16 protein-coding genes are annotated in these 19,421 nt (G+C 54.5%); 3 read left to right on the top strand and 13 right to left on the bottom strand.

The window, feature by feature from the left end; all coding sequences use genetic code 11:
* Both hutH and hutI read right to left on the bottom strand, forming a co-directional pair.
* Nucleotides 1-1,542, bottom strand: a complete 1,542-nt coding sequence (hutH, locus tag ACQ0MK_RS14340) for a histidine ammonia-lyase (RefSeq protein ID WP_430473200.1) — start codon at nucleotides 1,540-1,542, stop codon at nucleotides 1-3.
* Nucleotides 1,543-1,586: 44 nt separating this feature from the next.
* Nucleotides 1,587-2,789 carry an imidazolonepropionase gene (hutI, locus tag ACQ0MK_RS14335; RefSeq protein WP_430473199.1) on the bottom strand — a complete coding sequence of 401 codons (1,203 nt, stop codon included), beginning with the start codon at nucleotides 2,787-2,789 and terminating at the stop codon, nucleotides 1,587-1,589.
* Between the two features lie 82 nt (nucleotides 2,790-2,871).
* Here hutI and ACQ0MK_RS14330 point away from each other — a divergent pair, with 82 nt between their 5' ends.
* The 3 genes from ACQ0MK_RS14330 to ACQ0MK_RS14320 all read left to right on the top strand — a co-directional run bounded on the left by ACQ0MK_RS14330 (nucleotide 2,872) and on the right by ACQ0MK_RS14320 (nucleotide 6,083).
* Complete coding sequence (locus ACQ0MK_RS14330; protein WP_430473198.1) at nucleotides 2,872-4,245, top strand: formimidoylglutamate deiminase; 1,374 nt, start codon at nucleotides 2,872-2,874, stop codon at nucleotides 4,243-4,245.
* On the top strand, nucleotides 4,242-4,943 hold the full coding sequence (locus tag ACQ0MK_RS14325) for a GntR family transcriptional regulator (protein ID WP_350043533.1): 702 nt from the start codon (nucleotides 4,242-4,244) through the stop codon (nucleotides 4,941-4,943). Before ACQ0MK_RS14330 ends, ACQ0MK_RS14325 begins: the two co-directional genes overlap by 4 nt.
* 192 nt (nucleotides 4,944-5,135) lie before the next feature.
* Nucleotides 5,136-6,083, top strand: a complete 948-nt coding sequence (locus ACQ0MK_RS14320; RefSeq protein WP_430473197.1) for a cyclase family protein — start codon at nucleotides 5,136-5,138, stop codon at nucleotides 6,081-6,083.
* Between the two features lie 105 nt (nucleotides 6,084-6,188).
* Here ACQ0MK_RS14320 and ACQ0MK_RS14315 read toward each other — a convergent pair whose 3' ends face one another.
* The 11 genes from ACQ0MK_RS14315 to ACQ0MK_RS14265 form a co-directional block, all read right to left on the bottom strand.
* Entirely contained in the window at nucleotides 6,189-7,343 is a 1,155-nt protein-coding gene (locus ACQ0MK_RS14315; protein ID WP_430473196.1) for an iron-containing alcohol dehydrogenase, read from the bottom strand.
* Nucleotides 7,344-7,365: 22 nt separating this feature from the next.
* The gene (locus ACQ0MK_RS14310; RefSeq protein ID WP_430473195.1) at nucleotides 7,366-8,838 is read right to left on the bottom strand and encodes an NAD-dependent succinate-semialdehyde dehydrogenase; all 1,473 of its coding nucleotides are present in this window, start codon (nucleotides 8,836-8,838) and stop codon (nucleotides 7,366-7,368) included.
* Between the two features lie 15 nt (nucleotides 8,839-8,853).
* Nucleotides 8,854-10,008, bottom strand: a complete 1,155-nt coding sequence (locus ACQ0MK_RS14305; RefSeq protein ID WP_430473194.1) for an iron-containing alcohol dehydrogenase — start codon at nucleotides 10,006-10,008, stop codon at nucleotides 8,854-8,856.
* Between the two features lie 27 nt (nucleotides 10,009-10,035).
* The gene (locus tag ACQ0MK_RS14300; RefSeq protein ID WP_430473193.1) at nucleotides 10,036-10,698 is read right to left on the bottom strand and encodes an ATP-binding cassette domain-containing protein; all 663 of its coding nucleotides are present in this window, start codon (nucleotides 10,696-10,698) and stop codon (nucleotides 10,036-10,038) included.
* On the bottom strand, nucleotides 10,695-11,471 hold the full coding sequence (locus ACQ0MK_RS14295) for an ABC transporter ATP-binding protein (RefSeq protein ID WP_430473192.1): 777 nt from the start codon (nucleotides 11,469-11,471) through the stop codon (nucleotides 10,695-10,697). Before ACQ0MK_RS14295 ends, ACQ0MK_RS14300 begins: the two co-directional genes overlap by 4 nt.
* Complete coding sequence (locus ACQ0MK_RS14290) at nucleotides 11,468-12,415, bottom strand: branched-chain amino acid ABC transporter permease (protein WP_430473191.1); 948 nt, start codon at nucleotides 12,413-12,415, stop codon at nucleotides 11,468-11,470. Before ACQ0MK_RS14290 ends, ACQ0MK_RS14295 begins: the two co-directional genes overlap by 4 nt.
* A 1-nt stretch (nucleotide 12,416) precedes the next feature.
* Nucleotides 12,417-13,316 (bottom strand): branched-chain amino acid ABC transporter permease, encoded by a 900-nt coding sequence (locus ACQ0MK_RS14285; protein ID WP_350043541.1) that lies wholly within the window; start codon nucleotides 13,314-13,316, stop codon nucleotides 12,417-12,419.
* Nucleotides 13,317-13,391: 75 nt separating this feature from the next.
* Nucleotides 13,392-14,705, bottom strand: coding sequence for an ABC transporter substrate-binding protein (locus ACQ0MK_RS14280; protein WP_430473190.1), 1,314 nt, complete (start codon nucleotides 14,703-14,705; stop codon nucleotides 13,392-13,394).
* A 21-nt stretch (nucleotides 14,706-14,726) separates the two neighbouring features.
* Complete coding sequence (locus tag ACQ0MK_RS14275) at nucleotides 14,727-16,064, bottom strand: ABC transporter substrate-binding protein (protein WP_430473189.1); 1,338 nt, start codon at nucleotides 16,062-16,064, stop codon at nucleotides 14,727-14,729.
* A gap of 242 nt (nucleotides 16,065-16,306) precedes the next feature.
* Entirely contained in the window at nucleotides 16,307-17,686 is a 1,380-nt protein-coding gene (locus tag ACQ0MK_RS14270) for a sigma-54-dependent transcriptional regulator (RefSeq protein ID WP_430473188.1), read from the bottom strand.
* Nucleotides 17,652-19,367 carry a sensor histidine kinase gene (locus tag ACQ0MK_RS14265; RefSeq protein ID WP_430473187.1) on the bottom strand — a complete coding sequence of 572 codons (1,716 nt, stop codon included), beginning with the start codon at nucleotides 19,365-19,367 and terminating at the stop codon, nucleotides 17,652-17,654. Before ACQ0MK_RS14265 ends, ACQ0MK_RS14270 begins: the two co-directional genes overlap by 35 nt.
* Between the last annotated feature and the right edge of the window lie 54 nt (nucleotides 19,368-19,421).

Genomic DNA, 19,421 nt, shown 5'->3' with positions numbered 1-19,421 from the left:
TTATGCTGCCTCCCCGACGACAAAACCCGAAAGCTTGGCGGCAGCAACCAGAACACCTGCGGTGACAAGTTCACCGGCCTTGGCAAGATCGGGTGCCATGTAACGGTCCTGCTCAATCGTTGCGATGTCCTTGCGCACGGTTTTCAGCACATTCTGCAAACCGGCACTGGTTTTAAGCGGGGCCCTGAATTCAACACCCTGTGCCGCACAGATCAGCTCAACACCCAGAATGTAAGAAAGATTGGTATTCATCCGTGCAAGGCGGCGCGCCCCGTGGGCGGCCATCGATACATGGTCTTCCTGATTAGCACTGGTTGGTGTGCTGTCAGTTGAACATGGATTGGCCAGATGCTTGTTCTCGCTCATCAGCGCGGCGGTGGTGACTTCTGCAATCATCAGACCAGAATTCAAACCCGGGTCCGGTGTTAAGAACGGCGGCAAATCGTGTGACAATGTCGGATCGACCATCAAAGCGACCCGGCGTTGGGCAATTGCCCCGATCTCGGCAACCGCAAGCGCGATTTGATCGGCGGCAAAGGCCACCGGTTCGGCGTGGAAATTTCCGCCCGAAACGATGCGGCCATCTTCTTTCAGCACCAGCGGGTTGTCGGTCACGGCATTGGCTTCGATTTCCAAGGTCTGTCCGGCAAAGCGCAGCAAATCCATTGCCGCCCCGGTAACCTGTGGTTGGCAACGGATGCAATAAGGATCCTGAACGCGGGTATCGCCTTCGCGGTGGCTTTCGCGGATTTCCGATCCTTCCATCAGATCACGCATGGCCCGCGCGACATTGATCTGGCCCGGATGCCCGCGAAGCGTATGGATTTCATCCACCAGCGGCGCGGTTGATCCCATGATCGCATCGGTCGACATTGATGCGGTGACAATTGAACTTGCCGCATTGCGCCAGGCCGAAAACAGCCCGACCAACGCGCAGGCAGTCGAAAACTGCGTGCCGTTAATCAGTGCGAGACCTTCTTTCGGGCCGAGAACAACCGGGGTCAGATCCGCTTTGGCAAGGGCGTCGCCACCGGCAAGGCGTGCACCTTGGAATTCGGCTTCGCCTGCGCCAATCATAACCGCTGCCATATGCGCAAGCGGGGCAAGGTCACCAGATGCACCGACCGATCCCTGTGACGGGACAACCGGGGTGACACCCTTGGCCAGCATGCCTTCGATCAGATCGATAACATCCCAGCGCACACCAGATGCACCACGGCCAAGCGACAGCAGTTTAAGCGCCATCATCAAACGTGTGGTCGCGACATCAAGCGGCTCGCCAACGCCACAGCAATGGCTAAGGATCAGGTTGCGTTGCAGGGTTTCGGTGTCTTCGGATGCAATCTTGACGGAGGCCAGTTTGCCAAATCCGGTATTCACGCCATAGACCGCTTCTTTCCCCTCGGCGGCCTTGCGGACCATATCGCTTGCGGCTTCGACACCGGCACGTGCAGCGGGGTCAAGTTTGACCGCGACCTGGTCGCGCCAGATATGTTCAAGTTCTGCCAGTTTGACCGATGCGGGGATAAGGGTGACAGTCATGTTCTATCCTCAGGGCACGTGTTGATGTGGTGGCGCGGTATTTGTTATGCGGCAGTGCTTTCGCCTGCGAAAATACGTTCGAACAGGGTGTTGAAACCGATGCGGTACGATAGCTCTGCCGGATGCTTGGCATTCCAGATGGCAAGGTCGGCCCGAAGTCCCGGCTTGATCCACCCGGTATCGGACAAACCCAGTGCGCGTGCGGCATGGGCGGTTGCACCGACCAATGCCTCCTCGGGCGTCAGGCGAAACAGGGTGCAAGACATGTTCATGGTCAAAAGGATCGATGCCAGTGGTGATGAACCCGGATTACAATCGGTGGCAACGGCCATCGGCACGCCATGCTTGCGGAATGCGTCTATTGGCGGCAATTGCGTTTCATGCAGGGTGTAAAACGCACCGGGCAGCAGAACCGCGACCGAGCCGGATTTGGCCATCGCAATCGCGTCTTCCTCGTTGGCATATTCGACGTGATCAACCGAATGCGCGCCATAATGTGCGGCTAGTTTGGTGCCGCCGATATTTGACAGTTGCTCTGCATGTAGTTTGACCGGAAGGCCAAGGTCGCGCGCGGCGTCAAATACACGTTTGATCTGATCAGTATTAAAGGCGATGCCTTCGCAGAAGCCATCAACCGTATCGACCAGCCCTTCGGCATGTGCCTTTTTCAGGGTCGGGATGCAAACATCATCAATATAGCGATCAGGGTTGTCTTTATATTCAGTCGGTACGGCATGGGCGCCAAGGAAGGTGGTTTTGATCCGGACCGCGCGGTGATCGGCAATCATGCGGGCCGCACGCAGCATATTAAGTTCGGTCTCTTCGTTCAGACCATACCCTGATTTGACTTCAATCACCGAAATGCCTTCGGCCAGCAGCGCATCGACACGCGGCAAGGCGGTTGCCAGAAGTTCATCAATCGTTGCTTCGCGGGTAGCCTTGACCGTTGAAACGATGCCGCCACCAGCGCGCGCGACTTCTTCGTAGCTGGCCCCTTTAAGGCGCATTTCAAATTCAACTGCACGATCACCGCCATGCACTACATGGGTGTGGCAATCAATCAAAGCCGGGGTGATCAAACGACCTTCAAGGTCGCGGGTCGGACCATCAAGATATTTGGTGGGGATCGCATCATGTGCGCCGACCCAGTCAATCAGGCCGTCCTTGATTGCCAGGGCACCGCGCGCAATCAGGCCGTAGCCATCTTGATCATCGACCGTGACGATTTGTGCATTTGTCAACAACATGACGAAGCATCATCCCTTGATAAGTTCGTTATTAAAGTTAATATGTACGTACATATTATTTCTGTCAAGACGGGTAGATGCAATGACGGTTCTTTGGGCAAAACAGGCACTTACGACGGCAGGCTGGAAACAGAATGTCCGCATCGAGATTGATGAAAGCGGCAGAATTGCAGCGATTCAGACCGATTCCACGCCGCCTTCAGACGGTGTGACAAGAACCGACATCCTTCTGCCAGCGATTTCAAACCTGCACAGCCATGCATTTCAGCGCTCCATGGCGGGCCTGACGGAAAAGCGTGGACCAGATCCGCGTGATACGTTCTGGACCTGGCGGCAGTTGATGTTCCGCTTTCTTGATCAGCTCACCCCGGATCATGTCGAAGCGATTGCTGCCTTTGTTCAGATGGAAATGTTGGAAGCGGGTTACGCCAATAATACCGAGTTCCATTATCTGCATCACCGCCCCGGCGGGCATTTGTATGACAATATCGCCGAGATGGCCGAACGCATTGCCGCAGCAACCAAAATCACCGGTATTGGCCTGACCATTTTGCCCGTTCACTATCAATATGGCGGCTGTGACAAGCGTCCGCTGGGTCCCGGCCAGATCCGTTTTGGCAACGATCCGGACCAGTTTGCGAAATTGTATGAGGAATCAGCGCGCGCGATCAAAAACCTGCCCGCCGACACTGTTCTTGGTGTCGCGCCGCATTCCCTGCGGGCTGTCGGGCGCGAAGACCTGATTGCGACGACCAAGCTTTCCAAAGACGGACCGGTCCACATGCATCTGGCCGAACAGTTGGCCGAGGTTGATGAAGTGCTTGATAGCTGGGGCAAGCGACCGACAGAGTGGTTGCTTGAAAATGCCGATGTGAATGAAAACTGGTGCCTGATCCACTGCACCCAGATGGAAGAACACGAAACCCTTGGACTTGCCAAAACCGGCGCGGTGGCGGGCCTGTGCCCGCTAACGGAAAGCAGTCTGGGCGATGGCATTTTTGACGGGGTGCGGTATCTGAACGCGGGTGGTGTGATCGGGGTTGGGTCTGATTCCAACATCCGTATTTCAGTTTCCGAAGAACTGCGCACGCTGGAATACAGTCAACGTTTGCGTGACAATTCACGTGCCGCATTGGCGAGTGCGGAAAAATCAACAGCGCGGCGTATCTATGAGGCCGCTGCCAAAGGCGGCGCGCAGGCAGCAGGACGTGATACGGGGCGGATCGAGGTCGGTGCGCTGGCCGATTTGATGGCGCTGGATGGTTCGGCAGTTGACCTGATCGGCCGGACAGGCGATACGATCCTCGATACATATATCTTCGCCGGAGATGATCGCATGGTGCGTGATGTCTGGTCGGCCGGTCGCCACGTTGTGACCGAGGGCCGCCACATTGCCCATGACGCGATCACGGGCCGGTATCGTAAAGTGATGGAACAACTCAAGGAAGCGGTGTGAACAGCCAGCAGCAAAAAAACTGGCAGTCGGTCCATGACGAGGTTCTGCGCCGCATTCATACCCGTGAATGGAAACCCGGCGATCAGATCCCCAAGGAAGTCGAACTTGCCGAGGAACTGGGCTGTGCGCGGGCTACGGTAAACCGTGCGCTGCGCGAACTGGCATCCGAAGGGTTCCTCGATCGCAGGCGCAAGGCCGGCACAAGGGTTGCTGCACATCCGGTGCGGCGTGCCAAGCTTGATATTCCGGTCATTCGTCTTGAGATCGAAGGCCGCGGGCAGAAATATGCCTATGGCCTGTTGTTTAGCGAACGGCGCACACCGCCACCTGAAATCTGTGCCAATCTTGGCGTAACCGCAGACAGCGACATGCTCCATATCACGTCGCTTCATTTGGCCGATGGCAAGCCGTTTATGTTTGAAGATCGTTGGGTGTCGGTCGCAGCAACCCCGGCGATCCTTAAAGCGGACCTTGAAAAGATCAGTGCTAATGAATGGCTGGTCCTTCATGCGCCCTATACGCGCGGCGATATTTATTTTTCCGCGGCCAATGCCACCGAGATCGAGGCCAAGGTGCTCCGCACCGATCCGGGGGCGTCGCTGTTCCTGATGGAACGCACCACCTGGGAAGACACCACCGGGATCACGTCGGCACGACTTCTGTTTGCACCGGGCTATCGCAAACACTCTGCGATCTGAGTTTTCCGGTTCGTTTCCGAGAAAGTAAAGCCGGCGACGAAGCGATCGCAATCTGAGCGGTAACCGATCACTTCAGGGTTGCGCATGATCGTTCTCCGCTCAACTTAATGCTGATATCCTAAGGTTTCTGCCATTTTTTCTTGGTACAAAAATTGCCTTTCCCTGAGTCCTTATCAACTTAGGGAGGAAATAATGCAAAAAGTAAAAATCATGACCTTTGCATCCGTGATGCTGGGTGCAATCGGAATTGTTGGTTCTGCGTCCGCTGATGACAGGTTCAGTTCCCAATTTGGTCCAGAAGATCAGATCGGGGCAGCAAACTATCTGACTTCGGAAGTAACGCTTGCAGCAAGCAAGTTGATTTCCGAAGGCAGGGTCTATTCACTGGGTATGGAAATTTCACGTGATACGCCGGCGTTTGCGCCGCGTGGTGTTGCCGTCACGGTTTTCTCACCCGGGCAAAGTGGCAATAAAACAATTGGCAGTAATGCCGGAACCTATAACGATGACATGTTCACCGGCTGGCTCGGTGTGGGGACACAGATTGATGGCCTTGGTCATCTAGGTGATCATCATACCTATTATAACAACAACCACGCTGAAGACATGGTTGCAGCCACTGGTTTGACCAAGCTTGGTATTGAAAACGTACCACCAATGGCGACGCGTGGTGTGCTGCTTGACGTTGCTGCGATCAAGGGGACAGATCGTCTTGACGGCGGCTACGTTATTACCCTTGAGGACATCATGGCTGCCCAAAAGGCTGCGGGTACAGAAATTCGCAAGGGAGATGTCGCTCTGATCCATACTGGCTGGCTTGACCTGGTTGGGAAAGATAATGAGCTTTATGGCACAACTGAACCGGGCATCGGACTTGAAGCAGCGGAATGGTTGGCAAAGCAGGGTGTGGTAGCCGTGGGTGCAGATACATGGGGTCTTGAAGCTGTTCCCCATGAAGACCCGAGTGCTTTCTTCCCCGTGCATGTCAAGCTTCTGGCTGAAAACGGCGTATATATCCTTGAAAACATTGTCACCAAGGATCTGGCCGCGGATCGTGCTCACGAGTTTCTCTTTGTTCTGGGGCAGGCAAAACTCAAAGGAGCTGTACAGATGATCATCAACCCGGTTGCTATTCGCTAACCTAGCCCGATCATCTTTTGCTAACTTTAGAACCGGCGGCCAAGCGACCAAACAGGCCGCCGGTTCTTGTGCTACTATGCAAACAGCAGTTTGCAAGCGGCGAAATCAATAAACACTGCGATAAATCGCTTCTATTTCCTTGGCGGTCATATCTCGCGGGTTACTGTCGATCAGGCGATGGATCTTGGTAAAGACTTCCTCGGCCATCTCCGGCAGGGAATCTTCGGTGACGCCAAGATCGCGCAGACGGGTTTCAAGACCGCTGGCCGGGACCATTTCTTCGATCCGTTTAACAAAGGCTTCGGCGGCTTTTTCATCTGATGCGAAATCTGCGTTCTCGATCAGGCAAGGGGCGAGTTCGGCATAGAGTTTACCGGCCGAAGGCAGGTTAAAGCGCAGAACCTGTGCCATTACCAAGGCATTGGCATGGCCATGCGGGATGTGAAAACGTGCACCGAGTGGGTAAGCCAAACCATGAATGGCGGCAACCGATGCATTGGCAAAGGCCATCCCGGCAATCAACGATCCTTGCAGCATGGCTGAACGGGCATCTTTATCGCCCGGATTTTCAATCACCTTCATCAGGTTCTTGCCCAGAAGCGACAGGGCCGTGACCGCCATGCCATCGGCAATCGGGTTTTTGCGTGTGCGGCTGGTATAGCCCTCAATCGCATGAACCATCGCATCAAGGCCGGTTGCTGCAGTAACCTTTTGTGGCAGGCCATAGGTCAATTCCGCATCAAGAAGGGCGATATCAGGCATCAGTTGCGGGGTATAGACAACCTGTTTGAGGTTATCCGGGTCGGTGATTACCGATACCCATGTGACTTCTGATCCGGTTCCGGCTGTTGTTGGGATCTGTATCAGGGGCAGGCGATCACCGGTTGCTTTGTCGATGCCGTAAATGTCTTCGATGGTCTGATCGCTATTGGCCAAAAGGGCCACGAGCTTGGCACTGTCAAGCGAACTGCCGCCGCCAAGACCAATGACGCCATCGGCCTTCCAGTCTTTGGCGCCGTCAATGGCCTGTTGCACGATATGCTGGGGCGGATCGGCGGCAACGTCGGAAAACACCTGTACAGCGATGCCGACAGCCTCAAGCGATTGTTGTGCCTGACCGGCAAAACCAAGGGCGACGATGCCCGGATCGCAAATGATGGTAACACGGCTTGCGCCAAGTTCCTTCATCAGCGGTCCGGTTTTGGCTATCCCGCCCGCTTCGCAAACGATGCGGGGTACACTTCGGAACATGAAACTCATGGTGGGGCTCCTTGATCGGGGATCAGTTGGTTTTTCCGGCAAGACCGCCGAGGCACATGTATTTGATTTCAACAAAGTCATCGACGCCGTATTTCGATCCTTCACGGCCGATACCGGATTCTTTGACACCGCCAAACGGGGCGGATTCAGTTGAAATGATCCCTTCATTGATACCGACAATGCCGTATTCCAAGGCCTCGCCAACACGCCAGATGCGGCCAATGTCACGGGCATAGAAATAGGCGGCCAACCCAAACGGTGTGTCATTGGCCATGCGGATGGCTTCATCCTCGCTGCTGAACCTAAACAGCGGTGCCACCGGACCAAAAATTTCCTCGGAGAACATCCGCATTTCTGCCGTCACCCCGGTTAGAATGGTCGGGGTAAAGAAATTGCTGTCGGCTTGATGACGTGCGCCACCAAGTATGGCTGTCGCCCCCTTGGAAAGGGCATCGGCCACCAGTGTTTCGACCTTTTCTATGGCCTTGGTATTGATCAGAGGGCCTTGGGTGATGCCTTCTTCCATACCGTTGCCGACGCGTAATTTTGAAACTGCCTCGGCAAGTTTTTTGGCAAATGCATCATAAACGCCGTCTTGCACTAGAATGCGATTGGCACAGACACAGGTTTGACCCGCATTACGGTATTTTGAGGCGATGGCACCGGCGACGGCTTCGTCAAGATCGGCATCGTCAAAGACAATAAACGGTGCATTTCCACCAAGCTCCAGACTGACCTTTTTGACGGTGTCAGAACATTGGCGCATCAAAAGTTTGCCAACCTGTGTTGATCCGGTGAAGGAGAGTTTGCGCACAATCGGATTTCCGGTCAGCTCATTACCGATTTCAACCCCGTGCGATGCGGTAACAACATTGATCACGCCATCGGGGAACCCGGCACGTTTCGCCAATTCGGCCAAGGCCAAGGCGGTTAGCGGGGTATCTTCGGCCGGTTTGATCACAACCGTGCAGCCCGCAGCCAGTGCCGGGGCACATTTGCGCGTGATCATTGCCATGGGGAAATTCCAAGGGGTGATCGCGGCAACAACGCCGATTGGCTGTTTGATAGTGATGATCCGTTTGTCAGTCCCGTGCGAGGGGATGACATCGCCGTAAATGCGTTTGCCTTCTTCGGCGAACCATTCAATGAAGGACGCGCCATATACGACTTCGCCGGCGGCCTCGGCTAGTGGTTTGCCCTGTTCGCGGGTCATCAGAAGGGCAAGGTCATCCTTGGCCGCCATGCAAAGGTCAAACCATTTGCGTAAAACAGCTGCGCGGTCCTTGGCCGTGCGCGCCCGCCATGCAGGAAGCGCTTCATTGGCACTTTCGATGGCCTGACGTGTTTCAGTCGCACCCATGTCCGGCACATTTGCAAGATGCTCGCCGGTGGCGGGATCAAGAACCGCAAAGGTTTTACCAGATGTCGCGTCTGTCCATGCGCCATTGATGTGGCCCTTGGTTTGCCAAAGGCCGGGATCATTCAGGATAAGCATTTTGGGGTTCCGTCGTTAAAGTACGGTGGCGTAAATTTTGCGGGCAGCATCAAAGGTCATTTCACGCGGATTGTTGATCAAAAGGCGTTCGACCTTCATCGCATCGGTCGCGAGCATATCCAGATCGCTTTCTGAAACACCGACTTCACGCAGGGTTTTGGCAAATGGCATGCGTGCAACCATGTCGGTCATGAAGGCGATGAAGCGATCACATGCCATTGTGTCATCGGAAAAACGTTCATCGGGCAGCAGGGCACGGGCAAGTTCGGCATATTGACCGCGCGCGGCATCACGATTGAATTTCAGGATTTCAATCAGAACCAGCGCGTTGCTATGACCATGCGGGACATGGAAATGCCCGCCAAGCGGATAGGCTAGTGCGTGGACTGCCGCAACCGGGGCATTGGCAAAGGCCATTCCGGCCATCATTGATCCTTGCAACATGGCTTCGCGTGCGGCCTGACTTGGATTTGTTGAAACCGCATCATCGATATTGCTGATCATGAGTTGCAGGCCGCGAATGGCCAACCCGTCAGACAGGGCATTTTTCTTGTGCTTGGTTGTATAGGCCTCAATCGCGTGAACCATCGCATCAATGCCGGTCATGGCCGTGATAGAGGCCGGAAGGCCCATGGTCAGTTTGGCATCAAGAAGTGCGATATCAGGATAAAGCAGCGGTGATACAACACCCTTCTTTTCCTGTGACGGCGTCGTAACGATTGAAATCGGGGTGACTTCCGATCCGGTTCCTGCGGTGGTTGGCACCTGTATCAATGGCAAGCGCGGACCTTTGGCCAATCCGATGCCGTAAATATCTGAAAGCTTCTGATCGTGACCGCACAAAAGGGCGACCAGTTTTGCCGTATCCATCGATGATCCGCCGCCAAGCCCGATGATAATATCGGCCTTGAAATCAGAAGCCCCTTTTACGGCGTCAAGGATGGTGCTTTCGGGTGGATCGGCTTCAACCCGGGTCCAAAGAAGTGTTTCGATACCGGCCTGTTTGAGTGCTTCAAACGGAGCATCAATCAGTCCAACCTTTTCCAGGCCGGGATCGGTAATCAGAACCGCGCGTTTTGCGCCAAGCTCGGCACATAATGTGCCAAGCTTCAGCGCGCCATCGAATTCGCAAATCACGCGTGGGGTTGTTTCAAACGTAAAGTCAGACATGGAAAACCTCATCTTTGGCGGGTCGGTTTATGCGGACTGCATGTCGGCGGCGTGAACTGTGCCGCGTTCAATGCGGTAGCTGCCTGTGACCAGATCGGCGGAATGACTGTCATCTGATTCAGAGATCAGGACACAAAGACCACTGCTGCCGAGATTGGCGATGACTTCGGACAGGCGGCGCGACAAAACAGGTGCGACACCTTCGAATGGTTCATCAAGCAACAACAGGTTCCGACCGGGCATCAAAGCACGGCCAAGTGACACCAGTTTTTGTTGCCCACCAGATAGTTGCAGTGCGCGGCGTTGCCTGAACGGGGCAATTTCGGGCAACAGGTCATAAACCCATTCAAGCCGTTCCTTGGCATCGGTAATGCCATTGGTCCATGCAGGCATGAGGATGTTTTCTTCAACCGTCAGGGACGGGATTAAACGACGGTCTTCGGGCATATAACTGATGCCGTTTTTCGCACGCGCATGATCGGCCATCTTACGAAGATCTTTGCCATCAAAACTGACGGCCCCGCCATCAATCTCAAGCAATCCCATGATGGCACGCATCAATGTGGTTTTACCCGCACCATTATGACCAATAAGACCAAACATCTGACCCGACGGGACTGACAGCGAGACATCACGTAGGATCGGGATATTGCCGATCGAAACATTCAGGTTCTTGATTTCCAAGGTCATGATGCGCCATTCCCTTTTTTATGAGTAGGCCGATGGCCGGTTACAAGATCACGGACCCGTTCATCGGCAAGAACAGCAGCCGGTTTGCCATCAGCAATGATCTCGCCGCTGTAAAAGGCCAGCACACGCGAGACATAGCGTTCGACAACATCCATATCGTGTTCAACAAACAGAACCGTTACGCCATGTTGGCGAACCGCATTCATCACCGTATCCATCAGCCCGGTTTTCTCGTCCATGCTCACACCACTGGTCGGTTCATCAAGCAGAAGCATCTGCGGATTGCCGATCAGGGCCATGGCGATATCAATCAATTTACGGGCCCCTTGCGGGACAGCCGTGACCTTTGAATTGCGGTAATTTTCAATGCCGAACTCGACCAAGATTTCCTCAGCGCGTGCTATGCGGGCATCGCTGCGAAGCGGGCTTAGGAAACTGGGGCGCGGGCTTTCGGCGGCGGCAAGGGCAACGATAAGATTGTCAATTACCGACATTTCAGGAAACAGCTGTGCAACTTGAAATGATCGCGCCATTCCTGCACGGGTGATGGCGCGCGGCGAATGGCCAAGGATTGATTTCCCATTGAACAGGATTTCACCACGCGTTGGCTTCAAATAGCCGGTAACCATATTGATGAAAGTCGTTTTGCCAGCCCCGTTGGAACCGATAACACCGACGACTTCGCCCTTGGCAACCTGAACATCCAGATCCTTGGCCGCAATGACGGCGCCGAATTCTTTGTTCAGGGAACGGGTTTCAAGAATGGTGGTCATGTGCGCTCTCCTGACTTTTCACGTGAGACCAGGCTCCAGAGACCCTTGGGCAGGAACACGATGACGCCAAGCAGGGTGAAACCAAGGATCATTTGCCAAGTGTTGGGGACAAATTCGATCGAATAGGTCCGAACGACCGAGAAGACGATCGCGGCAATGAACGGTGCTGCGACATGGCCAAGTCCGCCGAGAAGGGCAATGAAAATGAACTCACCCGACGTGGTCCAATAGGCCATTTCCGGATCAACGTGACCGGTGGCAAGGGCGGTTAAGCCGCCACCAAGTGCAGACACAGAGGCCGCAGCAACATAGTTGCCATACAAAAGCCAACGCGGGGAAAGGCCAAGATATTCGACCCGGACTTCGTTTTCGCGCACCGCTTCGCAGATCACGCCGATGCCGGCCTTGGTATAACGGTGGATCATGATTGCGATCACCAAACCGGCAAGAATGGTCATGGTAAAGACGGTTTGCTGACTATCAGCACCCGTTTCAGGGGCCCAGCCAAACACTGTCCAGTTATGAACGTTAAAGCCATCCGTGCTGCCCAGTCCCTGACTTTTGACCAGAATGCCAAACAGGATCATGGAAAATGCCAGTGACAGCATCGCAAAGAAGATGTCGCGATAGCGGGTCAACAGCAGGCCAAGGATCATGGCAACCACAATGGCAACCGCCATGCCCAGTGCAAGGGCAGCAATCGCATCATGAATGCCAAAGAATTGGCCACCCATACCGACGGTATAACCGCCGATGCAGTAAAAAAGGCCCTGACCAAATGATACCAGTCCGGAACGCATCTGCATGACCACGCCTTGCACAACAAGTGCCTTTGACAGTGCAATGGTCAAAAGGAAGATCAGCCAGCCGGGTGATACAAAACCAAACAGGACACAGGCGATTGCGATCAACGCAAGCGAGATTTCAGTTCTATCAAAACGCATGTCAGATTTTCCTCGCCATGGTACGGCCAAACAGGCCCTCGGGGCGGAACGCCAAGACCAGCGACATCACGCCATAAATGACGAACAGTTCGAATTCCGGTGCATAGTGAACGGCCGCAGCGCGGCTAAGTCCGACAAGAAGGGCGCCAACTGCTGCGCCGCCGATGCTGCCAAGGCCGCCGATGACGACCACGGCAAAGGCAAGAACAATCACTTCGATCCCGATGCCCGGTACAACTGAAATGGCGGGGGCTGTTAACGCACCGGCAAGTGCGCCAAGGGTCGTTCCCAAAACAAAAGTAATGGTGAACATCAGGCGGACATTAACGCCCATGGCAACCGCGATTTCGCGGTCATGGATCACGGCACGCAGGACCTTTCCCTGATTGGTGCGTTCAAGCCAGGCCCAAAGGCCAAGACCAAGCAGGCATGAGACACCGACCAGTGCCAGATCGTAATTTGAGACCTTCAGCAATCCGAACGCCGTTCGCCCAAGTTCGGTATAGGGCTGATAGGCGAAATACGGGCTGACTCCCCAGACGATTTTCATCGTGTCTTCGAGGATCAGGAGAAGTGCATAGGTAATGATCACCATCAGGATTTCATCGCGGCCATACATCAGGCGCAGTAATCCACGTTCAACGATCACACCGACAATCAGGCCTGCAAGCAGCGCGGCACCGACCAGTAAAAGGTAACTGATCCATGCGGGACCAATACCATTGTTGAAATACCAGCCAACCAGGGATGCCGCGGAATAGGCACCAATGGCATAAAAACTGCCATGCGCCATGTTCAGAATGCGCATCACGCCGTAAATAACGGTCAGGCCGGCAGCAACAAGAAACAGCCACGATGCATAGATCGAGCCATCAATCAGGACGGCAAGAAGACTTGTCATCACAAATATCCAATGTGCAGGAAAAGGGGCGGACATCCCGCAATGGGGATGTCCGCAGTCACAGGGAGAATGCGCTTAGTTACACTGAGCGCCTGGGAAACCCTCGGCAATCCACTCAGCAGCGGAAACGCCTTCTGGCGGGGTTACGCACTCGCCAGAGAACGAAACAGCATTCACGATGGAGGCTTTGTCATCTTCGTAATGGTATTCGCCATAGGTGATGCTCTGCATCGCCTGATGACCATTGGCACGGGCCATTTGAACGGTGCCTGAAACTGATTCAAAGGTTGCACCCTTGATGCCAGAAGCAAGCTGTTCTGCCGTCGGGATTTCTTTGTCTGCAACGCCGGCATTTTCAGCCGCAAATTTCAGACCAAGGATTGCCTGTGCCATTTTCGTGGCCGGATAAACCGGGTCAAGGTCATAGGCCGCGTTGTAGGCACCCTTGAACCAGGTGTTGAGTGCATTGTCCGGTGCAAAGGCACCAAACGGGCCGCGTGCACCAATGATCATGCCATTCGGTGCCTGATCCTTATAGGTGGCGAAGCTTGCTTCACCACAGGTCAGAAGACCGGTTGCATCTTCAAGAAGGCCACGGGCATTTGCCTGCAAGACCAGTGCTTCCATGTCACCGCCCCAGAAAGAACTGTGGACGATTTCCGGGCGTTTAACCGACAGGGCAGAGATTTCTGCGCCGTACTGGCCCTGATAGATTTTCGGGAACTGTTCTTCGACGATTTCTGATTCAGGAAGAAGTTTCGCGGCCGCTGCGGTGAAGTCTGCCCAGCTGTCCTGGCCCCAGGAGTAGTTCTGCTGGATGCCGGAAAGACGGGTGACGTCCGGGCGGGTAGCGGCGAGGTAACGTGCTGCACCAATATTGTCGACAGATGCATCAAGGCCGGTACGGAACATGTACTGGGCATCGGCATTGTCGGCAAACAGGCGGGGAGTACCGCAATCATATGCGATGGTGAAGGTTTTAAGCTCTTCGGCGACAGGTGCGACAGCAAGGCAATCACCTGACGAAACATACCCGATAACCGCGTCGACTTTCTGACGCTGTACAAGGTTACGGTATTCTTCGACCTGTTTGGTCGCGCCACCGGCTTCGTCAATGATCACGGCTTCGATTTCGATGCCGTTGATGCCCATTTTGTCGTAAGGGGCCGGAAGTTCGCCCTTGTTCAGGCCTTCAACAAGTATCTTGGCAGCATTGGCAGACGGAACACCAAACGGACCAGCAGCGGCACCTGACAAGAATGTCACGATACCAACGCGGAATTTACCGTTTTCGGCCGCAGATGCACTTGATGCCATTCCGGCACTCAGGGCGAGGGCTGCGACGCCCGAAACAAGGTATTTGCTGAAAGTTGCTTTATTATTCTTCACGTTTTCCTCCCTAGGAAAGTTCTATGGTGTTGGCGGTGGAACTGCCTCCGACCCGCCGGCCACGGCATCGCGGCGGCGTTTGACCATCTCTTGTGACGGTTTGAGGTCTTCGGCGTCGTAGATCGCCCAATTCCCCACCATCAGTTTTGACGGCGGAAAATCTTCGTTATGGACGACCGTGCCCACGGCTTGCGCCTGGACAATCTGGTGAGTGTCTGGATCGATATAGGATGCAAAGCCGGGTGGATCTTCGGGCAGGGCCAGCTGCAAGCCTTCAAGCGACTTGATCAGGGCTTCGTCATCATCCGCACTGCCGGCTTTTTCAATTGCACGGGCAATCGCCATGATCCCGGTATATGCGCCTTCGGCGGCATAGGTCGGATAGCGACCGGTCATTTCGTGGAACTGGGTGACAAACCGTTTGTTGCGTCCGGTTTCCGGCCAATTGTTATGGTGACGTGCTGATAGGATAAGCCCCGGATAAGGCTGATCGCCCAGTGCCATCATCACATCGTAATTCGCCCCGGTATCAAAGTTGGCCAACCGTGTGGTTTCAAAAAACCGTGTGGTCGATGCCTGTTTGATAAAGGCAATGAAATCGCCACCCCAAAGGGCCGTGACAACGATGTCGGGTTTGGCCGACTGGAGTGCATTGATGTAAATCGAATAGTCCGGCTCATAGAGTTTTGGCCAAAGGTCGCTGACCGTTTCGTATTCAACATCGAGTTCATCAAGTGCGAGTTGAAGGTCGGTCCAAGAGACATGTCCGTAATCGTAATCCGGCCCGATAAAGGCCAGTTTTTTCCAGCCGGTTTCCTTTTGCAGATCCCGCAAATACCGGGCACCAGCCGCCATTGACGTCCAACTGTCATTGGTTACGCGGAAGTAATATTTATGTCCGGCTTCGATGCTGAGGCGCGATGACGCATGATCGGTGCCGACCATGATGATCTTTTCGCGCAATGCAAGATCGCTGACCGCATGGGCGACACCCGATGATACAATGCCGCAAAAGAACCGGGCCTTGTCATTGGCGATGAAATCTTGTGCCAACCTTACGGCATAGGATGCCTTTGATCTTGGATCGTCGGCAATCACGCGCAATTTCGGGGCGGGGAGCCCGCTTGCCGCTTCGGCTGCAAGATCATCAAGTGCAATCTGGATACCGGCGATACTGTCGCGACCATAGGTCGCTGATCGTCCGGTCATCGGGTACAAACAGCCTACGACCGCGTCCGCCTCTGTCGGGGCCGCGCCGAGTTCAAAACGTTCAGCCTGTGCAGGTTTACCTGCCAACAGAACCAACGTTGCTGCAATGATGGTGATGCACCCGGAAACCGGGAGTTTGAGCATCTCCATGACGTATCCTCCCTACGAATGGTTGTTCCATCCGTGTTTGTACCTTTGTCGGCCTGTTTCGCAAAGGCTGTGCCAGTTTCAATGATTTGGCTGGAAGGTAGTCAGGGCGCGGTTTTGGATGGTTTTTGGGAGAATGTGGACATGGGAATGAGCGCTAGGTTGAGCGGTTGACGCTCCAAATAACAGCCCCTCTTGAGCGGGTTCCGCTCAAGAGGGGCTGTTAACACGAAAAACTGGGATGATTATTGCAAGCCAAGCCGTTGTAAACGGCGTTTCAACGCATGGCGTGAAATGCCAAGGATCTCGGCCGCGCGGCCTTTGTGCCCGTCGGCTTGGTCAAGAGCGTCTTGGACAAGATGGCGTTCTGTCACATCCAAGCGGTCTTGCAATTGTGGATGGGCGGCGTTTGCGGAATTGTTTTGTCCCTCGGCGTCATGCAGCCCATTTTGGGCGTGGAATTCACCGGGCAGTACATCAGGACCGATTGTTTTGCCCGGATAAAGGATCGTCAGGCGTTCAATCAGGTTTTTAAGCTCTCGTACATTGCCGCGCCACGGGTGGGCTCGCAATATGCTTTGCGTTTCAGCGTCAAACTGGATCGGGTGGCATCCTTCTGCCTGGGCCTGCCGGTCGGCGAAATAGCAAACAAGGCTTAAGATATCTTCGCCCCGTTCCCGTAGGGCAGGAATATCAATGGTAATGACATTCAGGCGATAGAACAGGTCTTCGCGAAAATGACCAAGGCGCACCTGTTCGGCAAGATCACGGTTGGTTGCGGCGATGACGCGGACATCTGCGGACGCAGATCGTTCTGCGCCGACCGGGCGGTAATCACCGTTTTCCAGAAAGTGTAAAAACTTGGCCTGAAGGGCGAGGGGAAGCTCGCCAATTTCATCCAGGAACAAGGTGCCGCCATCGGCAAGCCGGACCAACCCGGTCCGTTTTTGATGGGCGCCGGTATAAGACCCTTTTTCTGCTCCGAACAATTCGGATTCAATCAATTGTTCGGGCAATGCCGCGCAATTGACTTCGACAAAGGCACGATCCTTACGCGGGCTTTGGCTGTGAATGGCGCGGGCGACCAATGCTTTGCCGGTGCCGGATTCACCAAGAAGTAAAATACGACTGGCACTGCTTTGCGCGACCCGGTCAATTGTGGTGCGAAGTGCGCCCATGGCTTCACAGTCACCAATCAGTCCGTTGGTCGGAACGGCATCACGACGGCGATGATAATCAAGTTCCAGCGCGACCTGATTTTGATCAAGCGTGGTTCTGATGGTGTGGATCAGCTCATCAAGCTCGAACGGCTTGCTGAGATAATCTGCCGCACCACTTTTAACCGCCTGCACGGCAGCCCGAGTGTCGCCATGTGCCGAAATCATGATGACGGGAATGCTGATATCAAGTTTCTGAATGCTGCTCAGCACTTCCATGCCATCCGCACCGGGCAGGCGCAGGTCGAGCAATATGATATCAAACTGTTCCTTGTGCACAGCAAGAAACGCGTCTTCACCCGAATGAACACCGGTGACGTCCATTCCTTCTGTGCGGAGCGCAAAACTTAATGACCGAACAAACGACTCTTCGTCATCGACGATCAGAATTCTGATCCTCTTGGACATTTTTTGGTATTTCCTCCCGACTGTTTCCCGGACGTGTGGCCGGGAACGTCAATATTATCGTTGTGCCCTCTTTCGGGGTGCTTTCGATATTGATCGTACCGTGATTGGCGTCAACCAATTGCTGGCTGATTGTCAGACCCAATCCGGTACCTTTGCTTTTCATGGTAAAAAATGGCTGGGTTACGTCAAGTAAATGCTCTCGCGGAATGCCGCACCCGTCATCCGTAACCCGGATTTCAACCGTTTCGCCATGATCTTCTGCGCGCAGGTTAACGGTACCGCCCGCATCACAGGCCTGCACCGCATTAATCCCGAGATTAAGCAAGATTTGCAAAATCTGTTCGGGATCGACAAAAACGTTAAGGCGCGAATCACCACTGGTGAAAAAGCCGACATGAACTTCTGCCGCGACAGGTTCAAGTAACAATGATGTTTGTCGAAATAACTCGCGGATGGCGGTTGGCTGCGGTGCTGCTTCACCCGGACGACCATAAGACAGTAAATCATTGACCACGCGCGACAGCCGGTCAATCTGATTGCCCATATCATCCAGAAGCGTTTTGCGTTCTTCATCCTTTTCGCGGCGGGTCAGGGCCTGAACGGTTGTTTTCATGGTGGCAAGCGGGTTGCGGACTTCGTGGGCCACCCCGGTGGCGAACTGGCCGAGAACGGCCAGCTTCTCGGCGCGGACTGTGCGATCAATCAGGTCCTTTAACTGCCATGCCATGGTGTTGAATGCCTTGGCAACTGTACTGATCTCGTCACGTTTGCGGCCTTCGGGCAGGCGATAATAAAGGTCCCCCGATGCAAGACTGTTTGCCCCTTGGACAAGGGTATCGACCCGTCGGCGCAGGCTGCGAGACAGCGCAAAGAAAATGGCTAAAATCACGGCAATGATCAGAATGGCGGTGGCATAAAGCCACAGGCGGGTTTCATCGATTGGCTGCAAGATGGTGCCGGGATGAACGCTCATGACAATGTTCCAGCCCGGAAGGATGCTGGGTCCCTCAACCAATTCACCGGTAACCTTGGCCGGGCGGCCGGTCGGATCAAGAACCGCCCCGCCTGGCGTTCGCAATAACGGCTCAATCACGCCGGCAACTCCAGCACTTGCCAGAAGCTCAGTCAGCGATGAAAGGCGGACATGCAGGGCAACCGAGACATTTTGACCAAGGCCGGAATCACGGATTTGCTGGCGCATCAATATCCAGCCGGAATTGCCATTCTCTGGCAATTTCGGGCCGATAAACTCGACCCCTTCGTGGGTGACACGTGGAAGCTGGCTAATATCCCAATCGGTTTTTGACCAGTAAGGCGGGCCGGATGCAGCCTGCCCGGCGACCAGACGGTCAAGGTTATCCTGCCAGTCAAAAAACAGCACGCCATACAAATCAGGTGAGTCTGCTTCAACCCGCAAAAGTGTTAGCGCCTCGTCCGCTTGCGGGGTGTTTGGCGCGTCAATAAAAGCAGGGAGTGCGGGATGATTTGAAAGGGTCACAAGCTGATAGATGCGTGCATCCAGAAACGCAGAAAGCTTGTTCGATGTAGCCGCGACTTGCGCACTCAGACGCTCTCCCGTAAGGCGGTCAATGAGTTCATTGGAAAAACGCTGATAGAAAAAGCTTAAGGCAATCAGCGCGCACACAACAACGCCAACCGACAAAAGCGTATATCGGGCCACAAGGCTTAGACGTTGATCACGAGACCAATGAAACGCGGAAATGGTCGCCCCCTG

The organism is Thalassospira lucentensis (assembly GCF_050516545.1).
Lineage (GTDB): Bacteria > Pseudomonadota > Alphaproteobacteria > Rhodospirillales > Thalassospiraceae > Thalassospira > Thalassospira lucentensis_C.
Note: the sequence above shows the minus strand (reverse complement) of the source record. Positions and strands in the feature narration are given on the sequence as shown.